At 54.6% G+C, this 14,632-nt stretch carries 19 protein-coding genes; 7 read left to right on the top strand and 12 right to left on the bottom strand.

Annotation, left to right across the window (positions count from 1 at the left end):
• Positions 1-9 precede the first annotated feature (9 nt).
• From QFZ70_RS07400 to QFZ70_RS07385, 4 genes are read right to left on the bottom strand one after another with little or no spacing between them, the layout of a single operon-like run.
• Positions 10-819, bottom strand: coding sequence for a phage minor head protein (locus tag QFZ70_RS07400; protein WP_307094748.1), 810 nt, complete (start codon positions 817-819; stop codon positions 10-12).
• Positions 794-2,194 carry a DUF935 family protein gene (locus QFZ70_RS07395; RefSeq protein WP_307094747.1) on the bottom strand — a complete coding sequence of 467 codons (1,401 nt, stop codon included), beginning with the start codon at positions 2,192-2,194 and terminating at the stop codon, positions 794-796. Before QFZ70_RS07395 ends, QFZ70_RS07400 begins: the two co-directional genes overlap by 26 nt.
• Before the next feature lie 16 nt (positions 2,195-2,210).
• Positions 2,211-3,518, bottom strand: coding sequence for a PBSX family phage terminase large subunit (locus QFZ70_RS07390; protein WP_307094746.1), 1,308 nt, complete (start codon positions 3,516-3,518; stop codon positions 2,211-2,213).
• On the bottom strand, positions 3,493-3,990 hold the full coding sequence (locus QFZ70_RS07385) for a terminase small subunit (RefSeq protein ID WP_307094745.1): 498 nt from the start codon (positions 3,988-3,990) through the stop codon (positions 3,493-3,495). Before QFZ70_RS07385 ends, QFZ70_RS07390 begins: the two co-directional genes overlap by 26 nt.
• Before the next feature lie 153 nt (positions 3,991-4,143).
• Between QFZ70_RS07385 and QFZ70_RS07380 the strand changes: the two genes are divergently transcribed.
• Both QFZ70_RS07380 and QFZ70_RS07375 read left to right on the top strand, forming a co-directional pair.
• A complete protein-coding gene (locus QFZ70_RS07380; protein ID WP_307094744.1) occupies positions 4,144-4,548 on the top strand; it encodes a hypothetical protein in 405 nt (134 codons plus the stop codon).
• Positions 4,532-4,867, top strand: coding sequence for a hypothetical protein (locus QFZ70_RS07375; protein WP_307094743.1), 336 nt, complete (start codon positions 4,532-4,534; stop codon positions 4,865-4,867). The genes QFZ70_RS07380 and QFZ70_RS07375 overlap by 17 nt, the downstream gene beginning before the upstream one ends.
• A gap of 12 nt (positions 4,868-4,879) precedes the next feature.
• On the opposite strand, the gene QFZ70_RS07370 is transcribed toward QFZ70_RS07375, so the two are convergent.
• From QFZ70_RS07370 to QFZ70_RS07360, 3 genes are read right to left on the bottom strand one after another with little or no spacing between them, the layout of a single operon-like run.
• Positions 4,880-5,482, bottom strand: a complete 603-nt coding sequence (locus tag QFZ70_RS07370; protein ID WP_307094742.1) for a hypothetical protein — start codon at positions 5,480-5,482, stop codon at positions 4,880-4,882.
• A 25-nt stretch (positions 5,483-5,507) separates the two neighbouring features.
• Complete coding sequence (locus tag QFZ70_RS07365) at positions 5,508-6,239, bottom strand: PaeR7I family type II restriction endonuclease (protein ID WP_307094741.1); 732 nt, start codon at positions 6,237-6,239, stop codon at positions 5,508-5,510.
• Positions 6,240-6,251: 12 nt separating this feature from the next.
• Positions 6,252-7,946: an Eco57I restriction-modification methylase domain-containing protein gene (locus tag QFZ70_RS07360; RefSeq protein WP_307094740.1), complete on the bottom strand. Its 1,695-nt coding sequence runs from the start codon at positions 7,944-7,946 to the stop codon at positions 6,252-6,254.
• Between the two features lie 201 nt (positions 7,947-8,147).
• Here QFZ70_RS07360 and QFZ70_RS07355 point away from each other — a divergent pair, with 201 nt between their 5' ends.
• Genes QFZ70_RS07355 through QFZ70_RS07340 form a run of 4 tightly spaced genes read left to right on the top strand, consistent with a single transcriptional unit; the run spans position 8,148 to position 10,481 of the window.
• On the top strand, positions 8,148-8,858 hold the full coding sequence (locus tag QFZ70_RS07355; RefSeq protein ID WP_307094739.1) for an adenylate/guanylate cyclase domain-containing protein: 711 nt from the start codon (positions 8,148-8,150) through the stop codon (positions 8,856-8,858).
• A 45-nt stretch (positions 8,859-8,903) separates the two neighbouring features.
• Positions 8,904-9,605, top strand: coding sequence for an adenylate/guanylate cyclase domain-containing protein (locus tag QFZ70_RS07350; RefSeq protein WP_307094738.1), 702 nt, complete (start codon positions 8,904-8,906; stop codon positions 9,603-9,605).
• On the top strand, positions 9,606-10,157 hold the full coding sequence (locus QFZ70_RS07345) for a Pycsar system effector family protein (protein WP_307094737.1): 552 nt from the start codon (positions 9,606-9,608) through the stop codon (positions 10,155-10,157). It begins immediately after the preceding gene.
• A gap of 30 nt (positions 10,158-10,187) precedes the next feature.
• A complete protein-coding gene (locus QFZ70_RS07340; protein ID WP_307094736.1) occupies positions 10,188-10,481 on the top strand; it encodes a hypothetical protein in 294 nt (97 codons plus the stop codon).
• A gap of 4 nt (positions 10,482-10,485) precedes the next feature.
• On the opposite strand, the gene QFZ70_RS07335 is transcribed toward QFZ70_RS07340, so the two are convergent.
• Positions 10,486-10,740 carry a hypothetical protein gene (locus QFZ70_RS07335; RefSeq protein ID WP_307094735.1) on the bottom strand — a complete coding sequence of 85 codons (255 nt, stop codon included), beginning with the start codon at positions 10,738-10,740 and terminating at the stop codon, positions 10,486-10,488.
• A 600-nt stretch (positions 10,741-11,340) separates the two neighbouring features.
• Positions 11,341-11,553, bottom strand: coding sequence for a hypothetical protein (locus QFZ70_RS07330; protein WP_307094734.1), 213 nt, complete (start codon positions 11,551-11,553; stop codon positions 11,341-11,343).
• A gap of 542 nt (positions 11,554-12,095) precedes the next feature.
• Here QFZ70_RS07330 and QFZ70_RS07325 point away from each other — a divergent pair.
• Positions 12,096-12,881: a hypothetical protein gene (locus QFZ70_RS07325; RefSeq protein WP_307094733.1), complete on the top strand. Its 786-nt coding sequence runs from the start codon at positions 12,096-12,098 to the stop codon at positions 12,879-12,881.
• Here the strand turns inward: QFZ70_RS07325 and QFZ70_RS07320 are convergent.
• The 3 genes from QFZ70_RS07320 to QFZ70_RS07310 form a co-directional block, all read right to left on the bottom strand.
• Entirely contained in the window at positions 12,878-13,828 is a 951-nt protein-coding gene (locus QFZ70_RS07320) for a hypothetical protein (protein ID WP_307094732.1), read from the bottom strand. The two genes, QFZ70_RS07325 and QFZ70_RS07320, sit on opposite strands and share 4 nt — an antisense overlap.
• A gap of 88 nt (positions 13,829-13,916) precedes the next feature.
• Positions 13,917-14,075: a hypothetical protein gene (locus tag QFZ70_RS07315; protein WP_307094731.1), complete on the bottom strand. Its 159-nt coding sequence runs from the start codon at positions 14,073-14,075 to the stop codon at positions 13,917-13,919.
• Positions 14,072-14,536 (bottom strand): YopX family protein, encoded by a 465-nt coding sequence (locus tag QFZ70_RS07310; protein ID WP_307094730.1) that lies wholly within the window; start codon positions 14,534-14,536, stop codon positions 14,072-14,074. The genes QFZ70_RS07315 and QFZ70_RS07310 overlap by 4 nt, the downstream gene beginning before the upstream one ends.
• Positions 14,537-14,632: the final 96 nt, after the last annotated feature.

Here is a 14,632-nt window from a genome sequence, read left to right as displayed (position 1 = left end):
GGAAAATGGCTAATAGTCGTAGATCAGTGAGCACCTACAGCGCGGGTGTCCAGCGGGCCTATCTAATTCCTTGCCGTTTCCCATCTGGAATAGATCATCAATGGGTATGGTCTTGCCGATGACTGGAGAGCAGATCTTGCATGCCCCGCTGAGGCCGTCCCAGGTCTTTGTCTTAGCGCCTGTCTGCTTGGCATAGTGCTTCAGGCCTGTTTGGTAGGCGTTGACGGGTTCTGTCTGTGCAATGAGTTCGGCGCGTATCGGGTTATCGATGACTTCCAGGATTCGAAGCCTGGCTTCGTGAACGTCCTCCCCTATGGCAATGCTCTTGGCTACCGCTTGGCGGATGAGGTCGCGGCTAGTATTCGTCACTTGAGAGACCAGCTGCGCGGTGTGCCAACGGGCGGCGTTCTGAATGGCTGTGTCGAGCGTGGCGTACCCGATGGCCGAGTAGCCGGCTGTGTATCCATAAAGGGCTTCACCAGCTACAGCACCCGTTGCTACTAGCTCAGTGATGATGTCGATGATGGCTGCCGTCAGGATAGTCTCTTCGATTTTCCAAACAGGATCATCGTTGTTGAGTACTGGCCCGTTGTCTGCCTTGATCGGCTCAGGTAAGCGGGACCAATCAACGTAGCCCTGTGCTCGGGTAGCGAGATCATGCAGATACTCCGCTGAGGCTGTTTCTAAGCGCGCTCCTAGTACGAGAAGCTGACGGAATGAGTCTGGGTCCGCCTTGTAGCTTTCCTGCCACTCCTCGGCCGCGTGAATGGCTACATGCAGATCTTCACGTGCTCTAAGCAGCTCGGTTCTTGTCGCCATACAGAAGCCTCGTTAATGATGCTGAGACTTTGCCGGCCATGGTCTTCAGCTTTCCAGGTTCGGTTGGGATTGGTGCTGCAGCGAGATCATCGTCATCGTCCTGATGGGGAGCTGATACATCGGCCGCTACTGCCGCTTTGGTTGCTGCTGCCTGAGTCTTCGTCCGCTGGGCCTTGTCCTCATCGCTAAGCTTCGGGAACTCGATTAGCTGACGTACGTGGTCTTCATCTGCCTCAGTAGGCGTGATGACTCCAGCCTTTACGAACTTCTCAACGGCGTCGGCTAGGGCTTTGACGTCCTTCTGGTTCACGTCGCCGTGCTTGATGGTCGGGTACTGATCAACGGTGAAGTTGAGATCCACCAGGGTCTTCACGACATAGCCAAGCGTGTCCGCTATGTAGTCGAGAACAGACTCGATGGATTGGTTGAGCAGGATGTGTTGGTCTTCACTGACAGAGCGTGCACCGCTGGCACCGCTTGAACCAAGCTCCAGGAACTGAGCCAGGACGTTCTTGGTGATCTGCCGATCGTGACGGTCGATACTTGGGCCGATGTCCTTGAGGCTATGGGATTGCATGTCCATGAAGTTGATGTCCCAGCCTTCTGGCTCCTCTATGAAGGACTGTTCGTTGGCACGGAGGTTTCGCACGGTGTTGCGTGCCGCTTCACGCTCTGGATCAGTAGCAGTCCGCGGGTACTTGATCTTTGGAACACCAAGAGAGTGCCGCTCGTGGCCCAGCGCGTCGATCTGATCGAACTTGTCCACGTAGAACCAGTGCTTGTAGGCGGTGCGGAGGATGCTGACACCCTCGTAGTTGTCGCCCTCTTGCTCATTGGTAAAGACGATTAGCTTGTCGAGCGGGATACCAACGCTCTTGCCATCCGACTTGCGGAACGTGATGCCTGGAGTATCTGGACCAGCCTGCCAAGACTCGAGCCCAGTCTGCTTACGGAAGCCCAGTTTGGTCAGCACCACGCGTTCGATGCCGTCGACGACTTCAACCTCGAACACCATCTCGAAGATGGCATAGCCCATCTCTAGGTAGGTGAGGATCTCCCCCAGGACTTTCTTCCACTTAAGTCGGCTGAATAGGTTCCAATGCACGAAGTCAGAGATCTCGACGTCCGAATCATCCTCGGTTGCAGGAGCAGCGAAGAACTTGGTTGCCTTGATCGGGTACTTGATCGCCTTGAGTGATGCCCCAACGCTCGCATCTGAGCGGCGCATCTGTTCCCAGACCTTCAATGCCTTACGGCCAACGAGATCGAAGTTGTATTCTTCACCAGTAATAACGCCAGAGAACTTGTGAGTTCCAGAGTCGCCCATTTCTGGGCCAAGTATTTGTTTCTTTTTCTTTGTAGAATTACTGGCCATCTACTTGCAATATAAACTAGAACTGAGTGTTTAACAATCCCGATGTAATGCCGCCACCAAAGGCATTTGTGGAACTATCCGGCGCTTCAAAAGGTCCAATAGCGTTGTTGTAAAAGCACATGATCAGAGCGTCGGCCTTGTCCGGTGACCGAAAGCCACGCTTCTTGTAGTCGTCCTTACTTTCAACAGCTCGACGCCCCTTAGAGTCCATCTTCCACTGGCGGCTGGATAGCTCCATGAGGAGATCGTCATCCATCTCGATGCTTATCGTTTCGATGATGCTTGCCAAGTAGAACCATGCCTCGCTGATGAGATTCGGATATTTGTCAGGATCAGAGGCCTTGGCTCCAAAGTTGATTGGCATAACCTTGTATCCGCGGCGGATCATCTCGTCGGTGACTCCCCCGCCAACACCTGTATCGTCCACTTTGATGAGCACGGTCTTGTCGTGGTCCACAAAGAGTTCGAGCTTGTCGCACACCTCCGTCGTCCTGAGTTTCGTGTAGGTCTTCATGCGGAGATCACGTAAGCCCTTACGCATCTTGAATATAGTGCGGTCGGTGCCCATGCGAGCAACGTCGACGCCGACTTCAACAGCTCCCTCATCGTCCACAGTGCGCTCCATCGCTCCCAGGATGGCCTGGCGACTCAGAATGGCGTTGTCACCTTGCGCAACTGGCTCCCCCAGCCAAACGTGAGCGTAGAGATCCAACGACGTGCGCTTGTCCGCTTCCATCTCCTCGCGAAGCTCAGCAGGGAAGAGACCGGCTCGCTCCAGGACGTCGTAGTTGACCTTTCTCACGTACGTACGGTCGCGCGCTGTCTTGCAGTAGCGGACGTAGACAGGGTCTAGCTCGTTCATGCGGTTGAAGGTGTAGATCAGCTGACTGCCTGGTTTACGAATAGTCGGCACCAACAGCTTCAGGCTCGACTCGCTAATGCTTTGGGCTTCTTCCACCCAGGCGATGTCGATGCCCTCCATAGACTTGATCTCTGTCGAGTTGTGGCGCAGACCTTTGAAGAGGAACTCAGTCCCGGTGATGGTGTTGCGAATCGACTTCTCGGTGATCTCGTAATCGGTAAAGCCGTACTCGTTGATGATGTCGGATAAGAGCTTGTGTACAGAGTCAGCGATGGTGTTCTGCAGCTCACGGGTACAAAGAATGCGTAGCTTTGACTGCCGGCCACGAAGAGCCAGGGCAAGACCGACGTGTCGAGACTTACCCGAGCCACGCCCACCGTAGAAGACGATGTTGCGCCAGGTCTCGTTGAAGAGCTCCTCGTATTCTTCGAGGAACTTAATCCGTACTTGGTTTGTCCCCACTACGGACGATCTCCACAAGCGCCTGCATCGGCTTACCGTCAGACGTGTGGTCTATCTCCTGACGCTCTTTCCAACCCCAGTTGTTCTTGAGGCTGAAGGCAGCTCCGGTGGCACTCTTGGTAAAGAGGGCATTCTCAGCCCACTCATGACAGCGCTCCTTGGCGGCCTCTACCGTGTCGATAAACTCGGGACGCTCAGCGTAGGACAACAGCGTGTCTCGTGTAATCCCGAGTGCCCTCGCCAGGCCAGAGACGGTGTAAGGCTTCTGTTCGGTCATCACCTTGCGCTGAGCAAAGATGGTTTCGCCACGTTCGTTGATGCCGGACTCCACTAAGCGAGACTCAAGGTGCGGATCGCAAGAATCAAAGTACGAGTCGACAGCTACTTGGAGCTCATCGACTGTTTTGAACTTAAGCGGTCTTCCGCCCTTGTTTTTTTCTTCTGGTGTGTCTGGTGTTTTCGGTTCTGCCATATGTGCCCTTATTTATGACACAAGACGTTCCAAATTAAAAGACGTCAAAGTAGCCTGCAGCGAGATACGCTCTTGTTCATGGCGATATGGAGAAGTAGAAAGCCTGGAGAGTTACTCCTCGACAGCGCGCGGCACGACCTGGAAGTTCAGAGTATGGAGCTGGACGCACAGCTGGAACAGACGCTGCGACAAGGTAGGGGCGTCTTCTTCATCATGATATTCGTGGGGCTGGCAGTCATACTGCTGAATCTCCCCACCTTCATTGGCTTGGGCCTGCCAACCATCTTGGATGATTACCGGCTGCTGTTCCTCGCAAGTTTCAGCAGCTTAGCTGGAATCGGTCTGATTGCTTTCGCCGTCTACTATCGCAAGTCCTACACCTCAGCAGCCTTCACTAACTACGAGATTGGGAAGAAGCGCATCGACGGCGAGATGCTGGGCCTCAGTGAGCTGCTGGCGTCTGCAAGAAACGATCACTCACACTTTGGCAGGTGGATGATCCAAAATCGTCGAAACCGCGATGGCGAAGGGGGCTTCCCGGATGACCCCGAAAGGTGATGTCGAAAAGAAAAAGCAGCCAAAGCAGCGGGCTTCGGAAGTAGATAAGCCTGCGGCTGGGACCATCGACAAGCCAAAGCCGGAACGCAATCACACGCTTCTCGCCCTTATCCTCACGGCAAGCGTAGGCATCACAGGATCTCTGGCCAATTTAGGCATGGCGTGGATAGGGCAGGAGACGACCACCGTGAACATTGTTTGTCACGAAGAGGTTAGGGAAGCCGTGAAACTCAGGCAGGAGACAGGCGTCACGCTACCTTACTCGGGCGAGGTTGAGGAAAAATGCCAGATCAACGATAAATTGAAGGTGCTGCCCTAGGCGCGTTAGAGACTATTTATCCCGAGTCCGAGCCGCTTCGATAGCGACAAACACCCTGTCTCGACTGCTCTTCCAAGCCTTCTCCACGTCTCGATCAGGAACGGGAATCCTGATGACAGGCGGCATACCGGCAGCAGGAATGGAAAGATCCTTCAGAGCGTCGTAGAACGCTCGTTGGCGCCCTCGGCCCTTGAGCCCAAAGTTGAACGTGTCCCTCAGGAAGGCCGTGTCAGCTCGTGGCGAGTACAGAGTGCAAAGCCGACGGTACTCTTCGATGTCGAAGCTGACTTGAACATCTTCAGGGTAGTGATCGAAGGTTGCGCTTCGATGAGAGGTGAAATGCTGAAGCTCGTCCACCTCGAACACAATTCCCGAGTCCTCATGAATGAGGTCAACTGGCAGCTTGGCCGGCCGCAATACCGCCTTCATTGCTTCGAGGTTGCCTTTCAAAGCCACAGCAATACTCGTGACTGGATCAAGCACCGAACTGGCGCTTACTCCCAGACCGTAAGGCCCGGCTGAATTCAGCCATGCAAACTTGCGCCCTGGCTTCAGGTACACACCGTCTTTGGCTGCCTCTACTGCTATACCGATCTCACACTCGCAAGACACCACGATCTCCTAAAGGTGTGCAGCTCGACTACACCTCAACCAGGAACTCCCAAAACCGCCGGACGAAGCGCTCGAAGCTAGTGTCCTCAGACATGTCGGAGTATTCGCCTGTCGCTCGACCAGCGATCTTAGGACTAGCAATGAGGGCTGTCGATGAGTAAAAGTTTTCCTCTTCCAACCGCCTGCAGAGGATCTCGTACCTGTCCAGGTAGCCAGCACCTACAAACTCCGCCATCGGGTCAAAGTGTGGAGCATTCATCTTGACAGGATCGCGAGATCCCTTTGGTCCGTAAGCATCCTCCACCAGAATGCACCAACCGAGATAGGGCATCTTGTGGGATGCACCGAAAACGCCCCTATTTACAGCAGTACGGATGTCGATCGAAGAGCCCATGGCTTCTTCGTTTCGGTTGTTGAAGTTGTTACCGAAGGACGGCCCAACGTGGCTCTTAAACTCAAGGACAGCCAGCAGCTCGCCCCGTCTAGTCAAGACAAGATCCCAGTCCTTAACAGGGCGAAGGTATCCGGGCAACGTGACGTACTTTTTCTGGGTGCCAGCAACGAGACCTTCGATCTTTGCCTCAGTAATCAGATCGGACATGATCTGCACAAAGCCGTCGAGGTTTTTCCCTGCCGTAGCACCAGCGCGTCCCCCTCGATCACCACCCTGGCCTTTGGCTTCAGCACGCCCTCTGGTTTCCCAATAAAGCTGAACCGCCTGTCGAGTGAGCTTGTCTATATCCCCAGTATTTAGATGCACCCACGCAGTCTGCTAGATGACGGCCTTTAAGTCACTTTCCGACACGTCATAAATCCGGGCCAATAAATCGACAGTGAGCTTCTCACCGGTTTCGCCAGCTTTGATCATGATTTCTTGATCGGCCGGCGAGATGGCGCTCCATTCGGGCATCCTGATGCGCTTGAGGTTCTGAGCTTGAAATCGTAGATAACCGCCGCCTATCTTGACCGAGTAAGCCTTCACGAAAAGGAGGGCGATTCCTGAGCGTAGAAGTGCCTGCAAAGCGCGCAGGTTCCACGCAGTTGAAGTGATGTAGTAAAGGTTGTGGTGCGGGTACAGCTTGCCCTCGTCATAGCCAATGGCGTCGCCGTTGCCCTTGATATCCGGAATAAGAAGCTTCGGTTCCCACGTCAAGGCCGGCGTGATGCGGTCGATGGTCTTGTACCACTTTGATGGGTTGCTCTTAGCGGTATGCCGCTTCATCAGCTGCTCGCGGTGCTCTTCGAGCAGCGCTGCCAGCTTGGGATGTTCGGCAAGATCAACGAGGGCTGCCTTGTCCCCGTCTGCCCAGGGATTGAGAACGCCCTTACCTGTCCAATTCACTTCGCCGTGACTAAGGTCTTTGTTGGTCGCGAGGGGCAGCAGCCGGCCTTCCTCAACATCAGTGGTCGCATAGTCGACGATGTATGCCTTGTCGGCTCCTGTCGCCACTCCAATGCCGACCCTGCAACCGACCTGTTCGATCGTCTTAAAGTGATTCTCCATGTGGTGAAGGACCTTGAGTTCATCACCGATGCCAAGCAGCCAGGGAGACTCACCCTTAGTCGCTCGATCGATCACCCGAACCGCGGCGTTCTCCAGTTGCTTCTTCTTGTCCTGCAGAGAAGCCTCTAGCTCCATCAGATATGCCCTACTGGCATCCTCAGCCTTAGCAACGACGGTAGGGCCTCGTTTGGCTCGCTCAATAACTGTGATCGACGTGTAGGCGCCCACGTTGATATCGAAGGCATCTACGCCATACATATCGACGTAGTACTGGAGGTGATAGTTCGCATCTACCAGGGCACGAAGAGCGCGACCGTAGTCATTACGAGTCCAGGCATCCGAGCAAATGAAGCTGAACTTGCCACCCTCAGCAAGCAGTCCGAGGGACTTTTCAATGAAGGGTACGTACAGATCTGCACGGCCAATCATCGTCTTGAAGGCCTGTCGATACTGGGCGAGCATCACCGGATCAACGAGTTCCTGGCGGACGTATGGCGGATTGCCGATGACGTAATCGAACCGATCCTCAAACTCTGACCACAGGAAGTCAGCCTGGACAATCCACGCCTCGGCTAGTTCATGCGCTTCACTCTGCACGAAGCCCTGGTCAATCAGTCGCTGCTCAAGCGATTCACGGAAACCTTTGAATGTCGCTTCGTCTAGCTCTACGGCACGGATCGATGACAGCAGATCGCGGTAGTCAGTCCCGCCATGCGCTCGCCATGCGATTAGGACGCGATCGACAGCTGAGGTCACAAAGCGGCCATCGCCGAATGAGGGCTCCAGGAGGCGTTGCTGGTGAAGCGGCTTATCCGTCGTGTAGCCGATCAGATCCAGCATGAAGTCGACGACTTGCTGCCGCGTTGGGACTGCACCTCGACTCTTCTCCTCGTGGCCATAGACCTGCTCGGTGAGGGTGCGTTCCGGCAGTCCTATCTCTGTATCGGGGAGCAAAGAAGTCATGAAGGAGTCACGCTTTCCGTCGAGTGAGCCAGGATGCACAAGAGAGTGCTCGCCCACGAAGGAAGTAGGGGGCAGGTGCCTAGTTTAGTCGCTCGCAAGCTAGGGCCACGGCGCGTCTTGTCTCGTATGTCCCGTGGGTGAACTCACGTTGTCATTGGTGCTCAGTAAGCTTGAAGGACTAACTATTGAGGGGGACACAGGGTGTCAGTTAAGTCAGACGATATCCAAGCCAAGATTTCAAACATCTTGGCTGAGCCGTGGGTCATCGAAGACGGGCGCGTCGTGCCGAAGACGGAAGACGTGAACCAGAAGAACGGCGGCAAGAGGCTGGAAGCCACTTATCTGTACGCAGATCTAGCCGACTCAACACTGCTCGCCAAGCGGTTCGTGCCAGAGTTCACGGCACGAGTGGTCCGAATGTACCTGCGCGGGGCAGTCGATGCGATCAGGCACAAGGGCGGTCACATCCGGAGTTTTGACGGCGACCGAGTCATGGGCATATTCATTGGCGATCGACGACGCAACAATGCCTTGGAAGCGGCTTTGCACATAAATTGGGCAGTTGATCAGGTGATCAATCCCCAGCTCACCGAGCGCCTCAAGACGTCAACTGCTTCTTGGCAAGTGAGCCACCGAGTCGGCATTGACGATGGGGAGACCCTGATAGTCCGAGGAGGAGCGCGGGACAATAGCGATCTTGTCTCTATAGGCAGGGCGCCAAACATCGCCGCAAAACTCAGCAGTATCCGGGGCGAAAGTGGCGCGATCACCGTAACCGATCGAGTTCACAGCTTCCTGTTAGACAAAAACAAAGTCCACGAAGGACGAGCCATGTGGGGCAGCTCGACATCAAGAACACTTGGCCCACATGCTGTGACCACCTATAGCTCCGCTTGGTGGCGGCGTCCGTGACCGTATCAGGCAAAAAACTGTTGGCTGCATCGTTGGGGAGCATCTATGTATCCGTCCGTTGAGAGCACTGTTAGCGAGATCTTGACGGCTACATGGGACATCACCAACGGCAGAGTCGTTCCGGAAACTGACGACATCGTCATGAAGAACGGTGGGCGACTGGTCGACGCGACGTACCTCTACGCCGATTTGGCCGGCTCCTCGAAGATGGCGCGCACCCTCGCTAAGGAAACCACGGCAAAGATAATCAGGGCATACATCAACACAGCTGCGAGGATTCTTCGAGAGTGCGATGGTGAAATCCGCAGCTTCGATGGTGATCGGGTCATGGCGATATTCATGGGCGAGGACAAGGAAACCAAGGCAGTCCGGGCAGCCCTCGCAATCAACTGGGCCGTCTATGAGGTCTTGCGTCCTAAGATCAAAGAAAACTGGAGCGATGGAGCAACGTTCTCGAACATCAGTCACGGCATCGGCATTGATACCGGTGAAGCCCTAATCGTGCGCGGCGGGGTCCGGGACAAGAATGACCTTATTTCCATTGGTGAAGCACCGAACCGCGCTGCAAAACTGAGTGAGCTGCGTGACGCCTACCAGCTGACGATTACTTCCGCCGTCTACGAAGCGATGGACAACGAAGTTGCGTTCACGGCTGACGGGAAGAAGCTATGGGTTCAGGCTTACAGCCGGAACGACAACGGCCACAATGAACGGGTATTTCGTTCTTCAGCTATTTGGGGTGTCTAAGTGTTCGGTCGCAAGAGTGATGAAGAGATTGCCCAAGAAGAACACGACAAGGCCATTGAGACAGCCTGGCGTATCCACGGCGCGCTAGGTGATTGGACTGGGAAGGTTGACGCAAAGGCTTCCTTTGCGTTCACGCTCGAATCAGCTGGAGTCGCAACTGCCGTGGCCCTAGCCGACGATGGACGGGTCTTCGATGGACTTGAAGGTCCAGTTCAGTCGATCCTCTACTTCGGCGGTCTTATCGGGCTGACCATTGCTGCTGCCTTCGCTGTGTGGGTAGTCATCCCAAGGCTGCGCTACTTCAAGGTCAAAAATGAATGGCCGAGTAATTTCATCTACTTCGGCCACCTGAAGTACTGGGACTTCGAGATGCTGCCGGGCGCCATAAAGAAGAAGGATCTCCTGCCCGTCCTGACTCATCAGATGGTGAAAATGAGCAAGATCTGTTGGCGGAAACACGTCGCCGTGGTGATCTCGATGTTCTTGGCCGCCTTAGGCGGTGCCGCCCTGTTCGTTTGCGCCTTCATGGTGCAGTTCGGGTGGACGCCCTGACTCCGCTCCCGGATTCGAACGTATGTTCTAATGGATGTCGTGATCAAGTCAGGCTCCCCCGAGGACATGGAACGCATGATTGCCCGCATGGACGCCGACAAGAGCAGGCCGATCGATGACCCGGCCCCGGTCAGGGACTTCCCCAGGCATGGAAAGCCCCTGGTCTACGTGAGCGGCATCTACGGTAAGGCTGTGGCGTACACGCACACGTACGGCCTGATCGAGTGGCTGGACTCTTCCGGCAAGTACCACATGGGATGGGCGCACTCCTCCAGCATCAAACGAGTGACGCCGGAGGAGTGGAAGGGCGGCAGTGGCCTGTAGCCAACTACCGCTTGAGGTCTCCCCAATGAACCAGGGCGATCGTTGTATCAAGGTCTTCCCCGGAGTTACCGGTCGCGGTCTTCTCGACATCGAGTTCAAGAGTTCTGGCAAAGATATGGTAATTGCCCGGTCGCTCCATAACCTCGATCTCTATCTCCCCCGCACCGTCGAGGAATCCCCTGAAGGTAGTGACCTTCGAGAGCTCAAAGCTTCCGCTTGCTTTTTCCAGCTTTGCGATCAATTCACCCAGATTTTCCAATTCCAGTTTCCTATTCTTCGGCTTTTATAACTACAGGCAAGACCTTACCGGATATAATCAAGAAATCAAGAGCTTCATCCCCAAAAGCGAAAAGCAATCTTCGATAGTGTTTTATTTTTTCTTTCATAGTCTATGGAAAAAAATAAAAAGAACCCCCAAGGTTGGAACGCATAGAAAGAGCAGCATCCTCGCAGTGATGCTGCTCTTGGGTTGATGGCTACCACCAGTCATCAGACTTGTAGATGGTGCCGTAGTTGTTCGTGCATAGTCCCCTGCACTGCCAGTACGCCTTAGCCGCTGCCCAAGTTGTGTAGCGGCCCTCCATGTAGCTGGTGAACCACGCATCTTGACAAGCGTGGTCGGTCAGCGAACAGGTCAGCTTGCTGCAAGGCAAGGCCTGTCCGAGCCCGCACGCACCCGACGTCGGATTGATCGCGGCAGGATCGTTAGAACTTTCCTTGAAGTAAATGAAGGCCTTAGCTTCTGCTTCAGTCTCTGCAAGTAGTGGTGCTGTGGCTTGTTCTGGAGCGCTCTGTGGCGCTTTAGCCGTCTGAACCGATACATGAGCCGTCTTTGATGGTTGAACGCGACTGACGGCTTCTATTGCTGTCGCGCTTGCTCTTTTGACGACACGAGCTGCATGTCCGCGTGGACTGACTGACGTACTTGGCTCTCCATGTTGATGTGGATGAAGTAGCCGGCGATTACTCCTACGATCAGCGTCAGCACTGTGTTGAGCAGCATCGCTAGTACGAAAGTTCCGAGCTCGAATGTCTTTGCTTCTTTGTGTTCTGTGTTTGGCTTCGTTGCCATGTTGGTGTTTCCTTTGCCCAAGTGGGCGCTATGTGTTTATGTTGGCTCGATGAGCCGCTACCGTTCAGGTAAGGGTGGGCATCACCTGAACGGAAGTGGATGATCGATGTCCTGCACAGCCACGCCAGCGCACCAGGGTAGTTTTAAATAAAAGAACCTTTCTAGAAGATTAGTTATTTTCCTGATACGCCTGCGAGGTTGTGCAGCCGAGTTTCCAATGTACTGCTCAATAGCCTTTACCCAAACACATCAGCGCTATTTCGCCCCTTAGCTTGTCGGGACTTGGAGCGGATTTCACGCTCTACTAAACTTGCTGTCCAGGTAAGGACCATCGAGACTTGTTCATGCCGCTTTGCTGTCCAGCCTTTATTCGCTGCACTTTTGGCATGTTTAGATATTAACCCAAATTGGTTGAATGTTCAATAGTTTTGGTGTAGTGGAATAAGCAACACTGAAGACGGTTGTGGTGCAGAGCGAGCTTCCATGAGTCGGTGGAGGCAGTCTTCCCACGAAATGTCGGTACCCGTCAGTAGGCTTGAAGGGTGACTTCAGATGATCCGCTGAGCGGGACCAACTCCATCGTCAACTCTGCCGCCTCGTTCGATCTCTCTAGCGTGTGGTCAACAATGGACGCATCGCCTCTCTTGGCGAAGCCCTTCATGTTTGACATGAGTGCCATCATGCCTGACTACACCAAGATGATGTCCCCAATGCTGGCAAGCATCTCGGAGACCGTGGCATCGGCGGTAAAAATGGCCTACCCCTCGGACCAGTTGGCCGGCATCCAAAAGATGATCATTGAGGCTTCCGGGGTGAACAACGTCGCGAAGATGTTCCTGGACTCACACGCGGAGATGGTGCGCGGGCTCTACCCTTCAGTCAACATCGCCGCTAGCTTTGCCCTGCAAGAACAGTTCCAGTTTCCTGTCACAGCACTCACCAAATCCCTGGCTGCAGCCATCGATACCTCCTACATCGACAGTGTCCTGGCAGACGCCATCAAGTTCCGCGCCGAAGTAGCTGAGCATGAGCTAGACGAGCTCACCGATGATTTCTTTGACAGTCACCCCGAACTGGCGGAATCCATTGAAGAGCTACCGGCCCTCTACAAGCTGTCTAAGGCCGACCGCACGGTTGTGATCTGGTTCATGCGCTTTGCAGTGATGATGGCCGTCACGTGCGTCGTCTTGAATATCAACACGGAGTATCCCGAGCTGGAAAAGATCATCGCCGCACTTGGTATCGGAGGAGGATGGGAAGCAGGTAAGAAGGCTGGCGAGTTCACCGGTAAGGCACTGGATAAGCTGCCTCAGGCCGAGGAGTCTTAGACCAAACCATCTATGGCTGACTGCGTCATAGCACCCAGAGCATCTGCGGCGCCGCCCGCCGTGCCAAGCGCTACGAGCTCCAGTGACTTGAAGAGAAGGTTCTTGATCCGTCCCTGCTTCGGCTCTGCGGCCGAGACTTCCTCTTCGAGGTCGGCGATAACCTGTTGGGCTTCCTCATGTTTCTCGTCGGGTACGCCAAGGATCGGCAACATCTGACGGAACGCAGTGGCAACCTTAGCTGCCTCGTTTAGCTGCTCAGTTGTCAGGGTGTTGCTCTGCACGGCTCCAGGACTGTTGAGAGCGAAGTTCATCGAGTGGGAGTCGCGAATATTGAAGTTGTTGTTCACGATCATTCCTTCGGGCTTCGGCGCTGAGCCGGCCGATTCTGTTAGTTCGACGATGTGTATGCCGCTGGCCGTGATCCTAGGAGACATGACCTTCCCGTTTATTGGAGTCCACGCCTGAATGTAGCCCTTGTCTTTCAACCACTTGGCTGTTCGAGTGATCTCATCGTCAGTGTAGGCAAGGCCTAGGTAACTGCCCTCAGGCTCGGCCTTGAAGGACGTGAAGTCTTTCGGCTCTTCCCCCGCGAGGTACTGATCGTAGAGCCAGTTGATAAGCGCGGGCTTCAGCGCGGAAGCCCGCTGGCGCGGATTACTCCGCACCCTCTTGTACTCCAAGGCGACATCGATACCCGCCTGCTCCAGCCTCACGTCAGGTATCTTCCCTGACGGCACCTCCGTATATATCCATCCATTAGCCAATAAGGCCTTTAGATCCCCGCGGAGTGCAGAGACATCGATCCCCCACTCATGCCCCTCGTTGTAGAGACCGGCAGTGGGAACGTCGAGCCGGCCCCACTCTTCGGACAACCGATAGATCTCGCCAAGGAGATGCAGCTGCCGGAGCTTCGAGGGAGACTTTGCTGCGGCTTCCAGATCGATCATGTAGTTGGAGATACCTAACGCTTAGGGCGGATGCTTACTTCGCTCTGAAGCCTACCTGTGGGGTACGACAGTAAGCCGCCCTATGAAGTCAGGCTGGAGCGTCCTTGTCGCTCGCCAAGAGAAGTGCAACTACGGCGAACAAGCCGATAAAAATGGCATCGACTACCTTGCCAGCAATGGCGAGATAAGCGGCGTACGACAACAGCGAGAAGACCAGTAGCCAGCACGCGAGGACGGATCGGCTCATCGGGACTCCCTCTCAAACGTAAGGAGGTGTTGGTGCTCAACGACATTGCCTATGATCCGCATGTCTTCGTCAGCGCCCTGAAGAGACAAGTGACCGTCTGACGTATAGCTAGAGCTCGGCGGATTGCGCCACCTAGCTTCGAAACCATGGCCCGCCCATTCAATGACGTAGATGTCGCGAGGTAGATCATCACCGTAAGGCGAGACGTATTCGAGTATGTCGCCGTCGAAGATATCCACCCCATCCATATCCTGGATCCCCGTGAAGAGCCGGCGCGCCAGGATTTCCAGATCATAGACGAACTCATCTGTTTCAACCTCGTCGAGGGTCACTACTTCATGAAGGATGGAGCCTGCTTCGTCGCGGTTTCTGTAGACGTAGTCGAACTTGATCGAGCCATTCATCGTGGTCGGCGTTCCGCTCATAAGGCCGCCACTAGTCAATTTGTGTTGCTGCTTCATATTGCAATTATTTACGCACAGAATGGCCAAACTTAAAAGACCGCATGTCAACGAGGTGTCATTTATTGGGGCTTTTTCGGAATTACCCGAAAGCGT

The sequence above is a fragment of the Arthrobacter sp. V1I9 genome, from assembly GCF_030817075.1.
Taxonomy (GTDB): domain Bacteria; phylum Actinomycetota; class Actinomycetes; order Actinomycetales; family Micrococcaceae; genus Arthrobacter.
The sequence above is the reverse complement of the archived record's forward strand: the minus strand, read 5'-3'. Positions and strand labels throughout refer to the sequence as shown.

What these genes read in the sequence shown, in the direction of transcription:
- QFZ70_RS07400 (WP_307094748.1), bottom strand. Translation starts at nt 819, where the DNA reads ATGGCGACAAGAACCGAGCTGCTTAGAGCACGTGAAGATCTGCATGTA.
- QFZ70_RS07395 (WP_307094747.1), bottom strand. Translation starts at nt 2,194, where the DNA reads ATGGCCAGTAATTCTACAAAGAAAAAGAAACAAATACTTGGCCCAGAA.
- QFZ70_RS07385 (WP_307094745.1), bottom strand. Translation starts at nt 3,990, where the DNA reads ATGGCAGAACCGAAAACACCAGACACACCAGAAGAAAAAAACAAGGGC.
- QFZ70_RS07380 (WP_307094744.1), top strand. Translation starts at nt 4,144, where the DNA reads ATGGAGCTGGACGCACAGCTGGAACAGACGCTGCGACAAGGTAGGGGC.
- QFZ70_RS07375 (WP_307094743.1), top strand. Translation starts at nt 4,532, where the DNA reads ATGACCCCGAAAGGTGATGTCGAAAAGAAAAAGCAGCCAAAGCAGCGG.
- QFZ70_RS07360 (WP_307094740.1), bottom strand. Translation starts at nt 7,946, where the DNA reads ATGACTTCTTTGCTCCCCGATACAGAGATAGGACTGCCGGAACGCACC.
- QFZ70_RS07350 (WP_307094738.1), top strand. Translation starts at nt 8,904, where the DNA reads ATGTATCCGTCCGTTGAGAGCACTGTTAGCGAGATCTTGACGGCTACA.
- QFZ70_RS07340 (WP_307094736.1), top strand. Translation starts at nt 10,188, where the DNA reads ATGGATGTCGTGATCAAGTCAGGCTCCCCCGAGGACATGGAACGCATG.
- QFZ70_RS07330 (WP_307094734.1), bottom strand. Translation starts at nt 11,553, where the DNA reads ATGGCAACGAAGCCAAACACAGAACACAAAGAAGCAAAGACATTCGAG.
- QFZ70_RS07320 (WP_307094732.1), bottom strand. Translation starts at nt 13,828, where the DNA reads ATGATCGATCTGGAAGCCGCAGCAAAGTCTCCCTCGAAGCTCCGGCAG.
- QFZ70_RS07315 (WP_307094731.1), bottom strand. Translation starts at nt 14,075, where the DNA reads ATGAGCCGATCCGTCCTCGCGTGCTGGCTACTGGTCTTCTCGCTGTTG.
- QFZ70_RS07310 (WP_307094730.1), bottom strand. Translation starts at nt 14,536, where the DNA reads ATGAAGCAGCAACACAAATTGACTAGTGGCGGCCTTATGAGCGGAACG.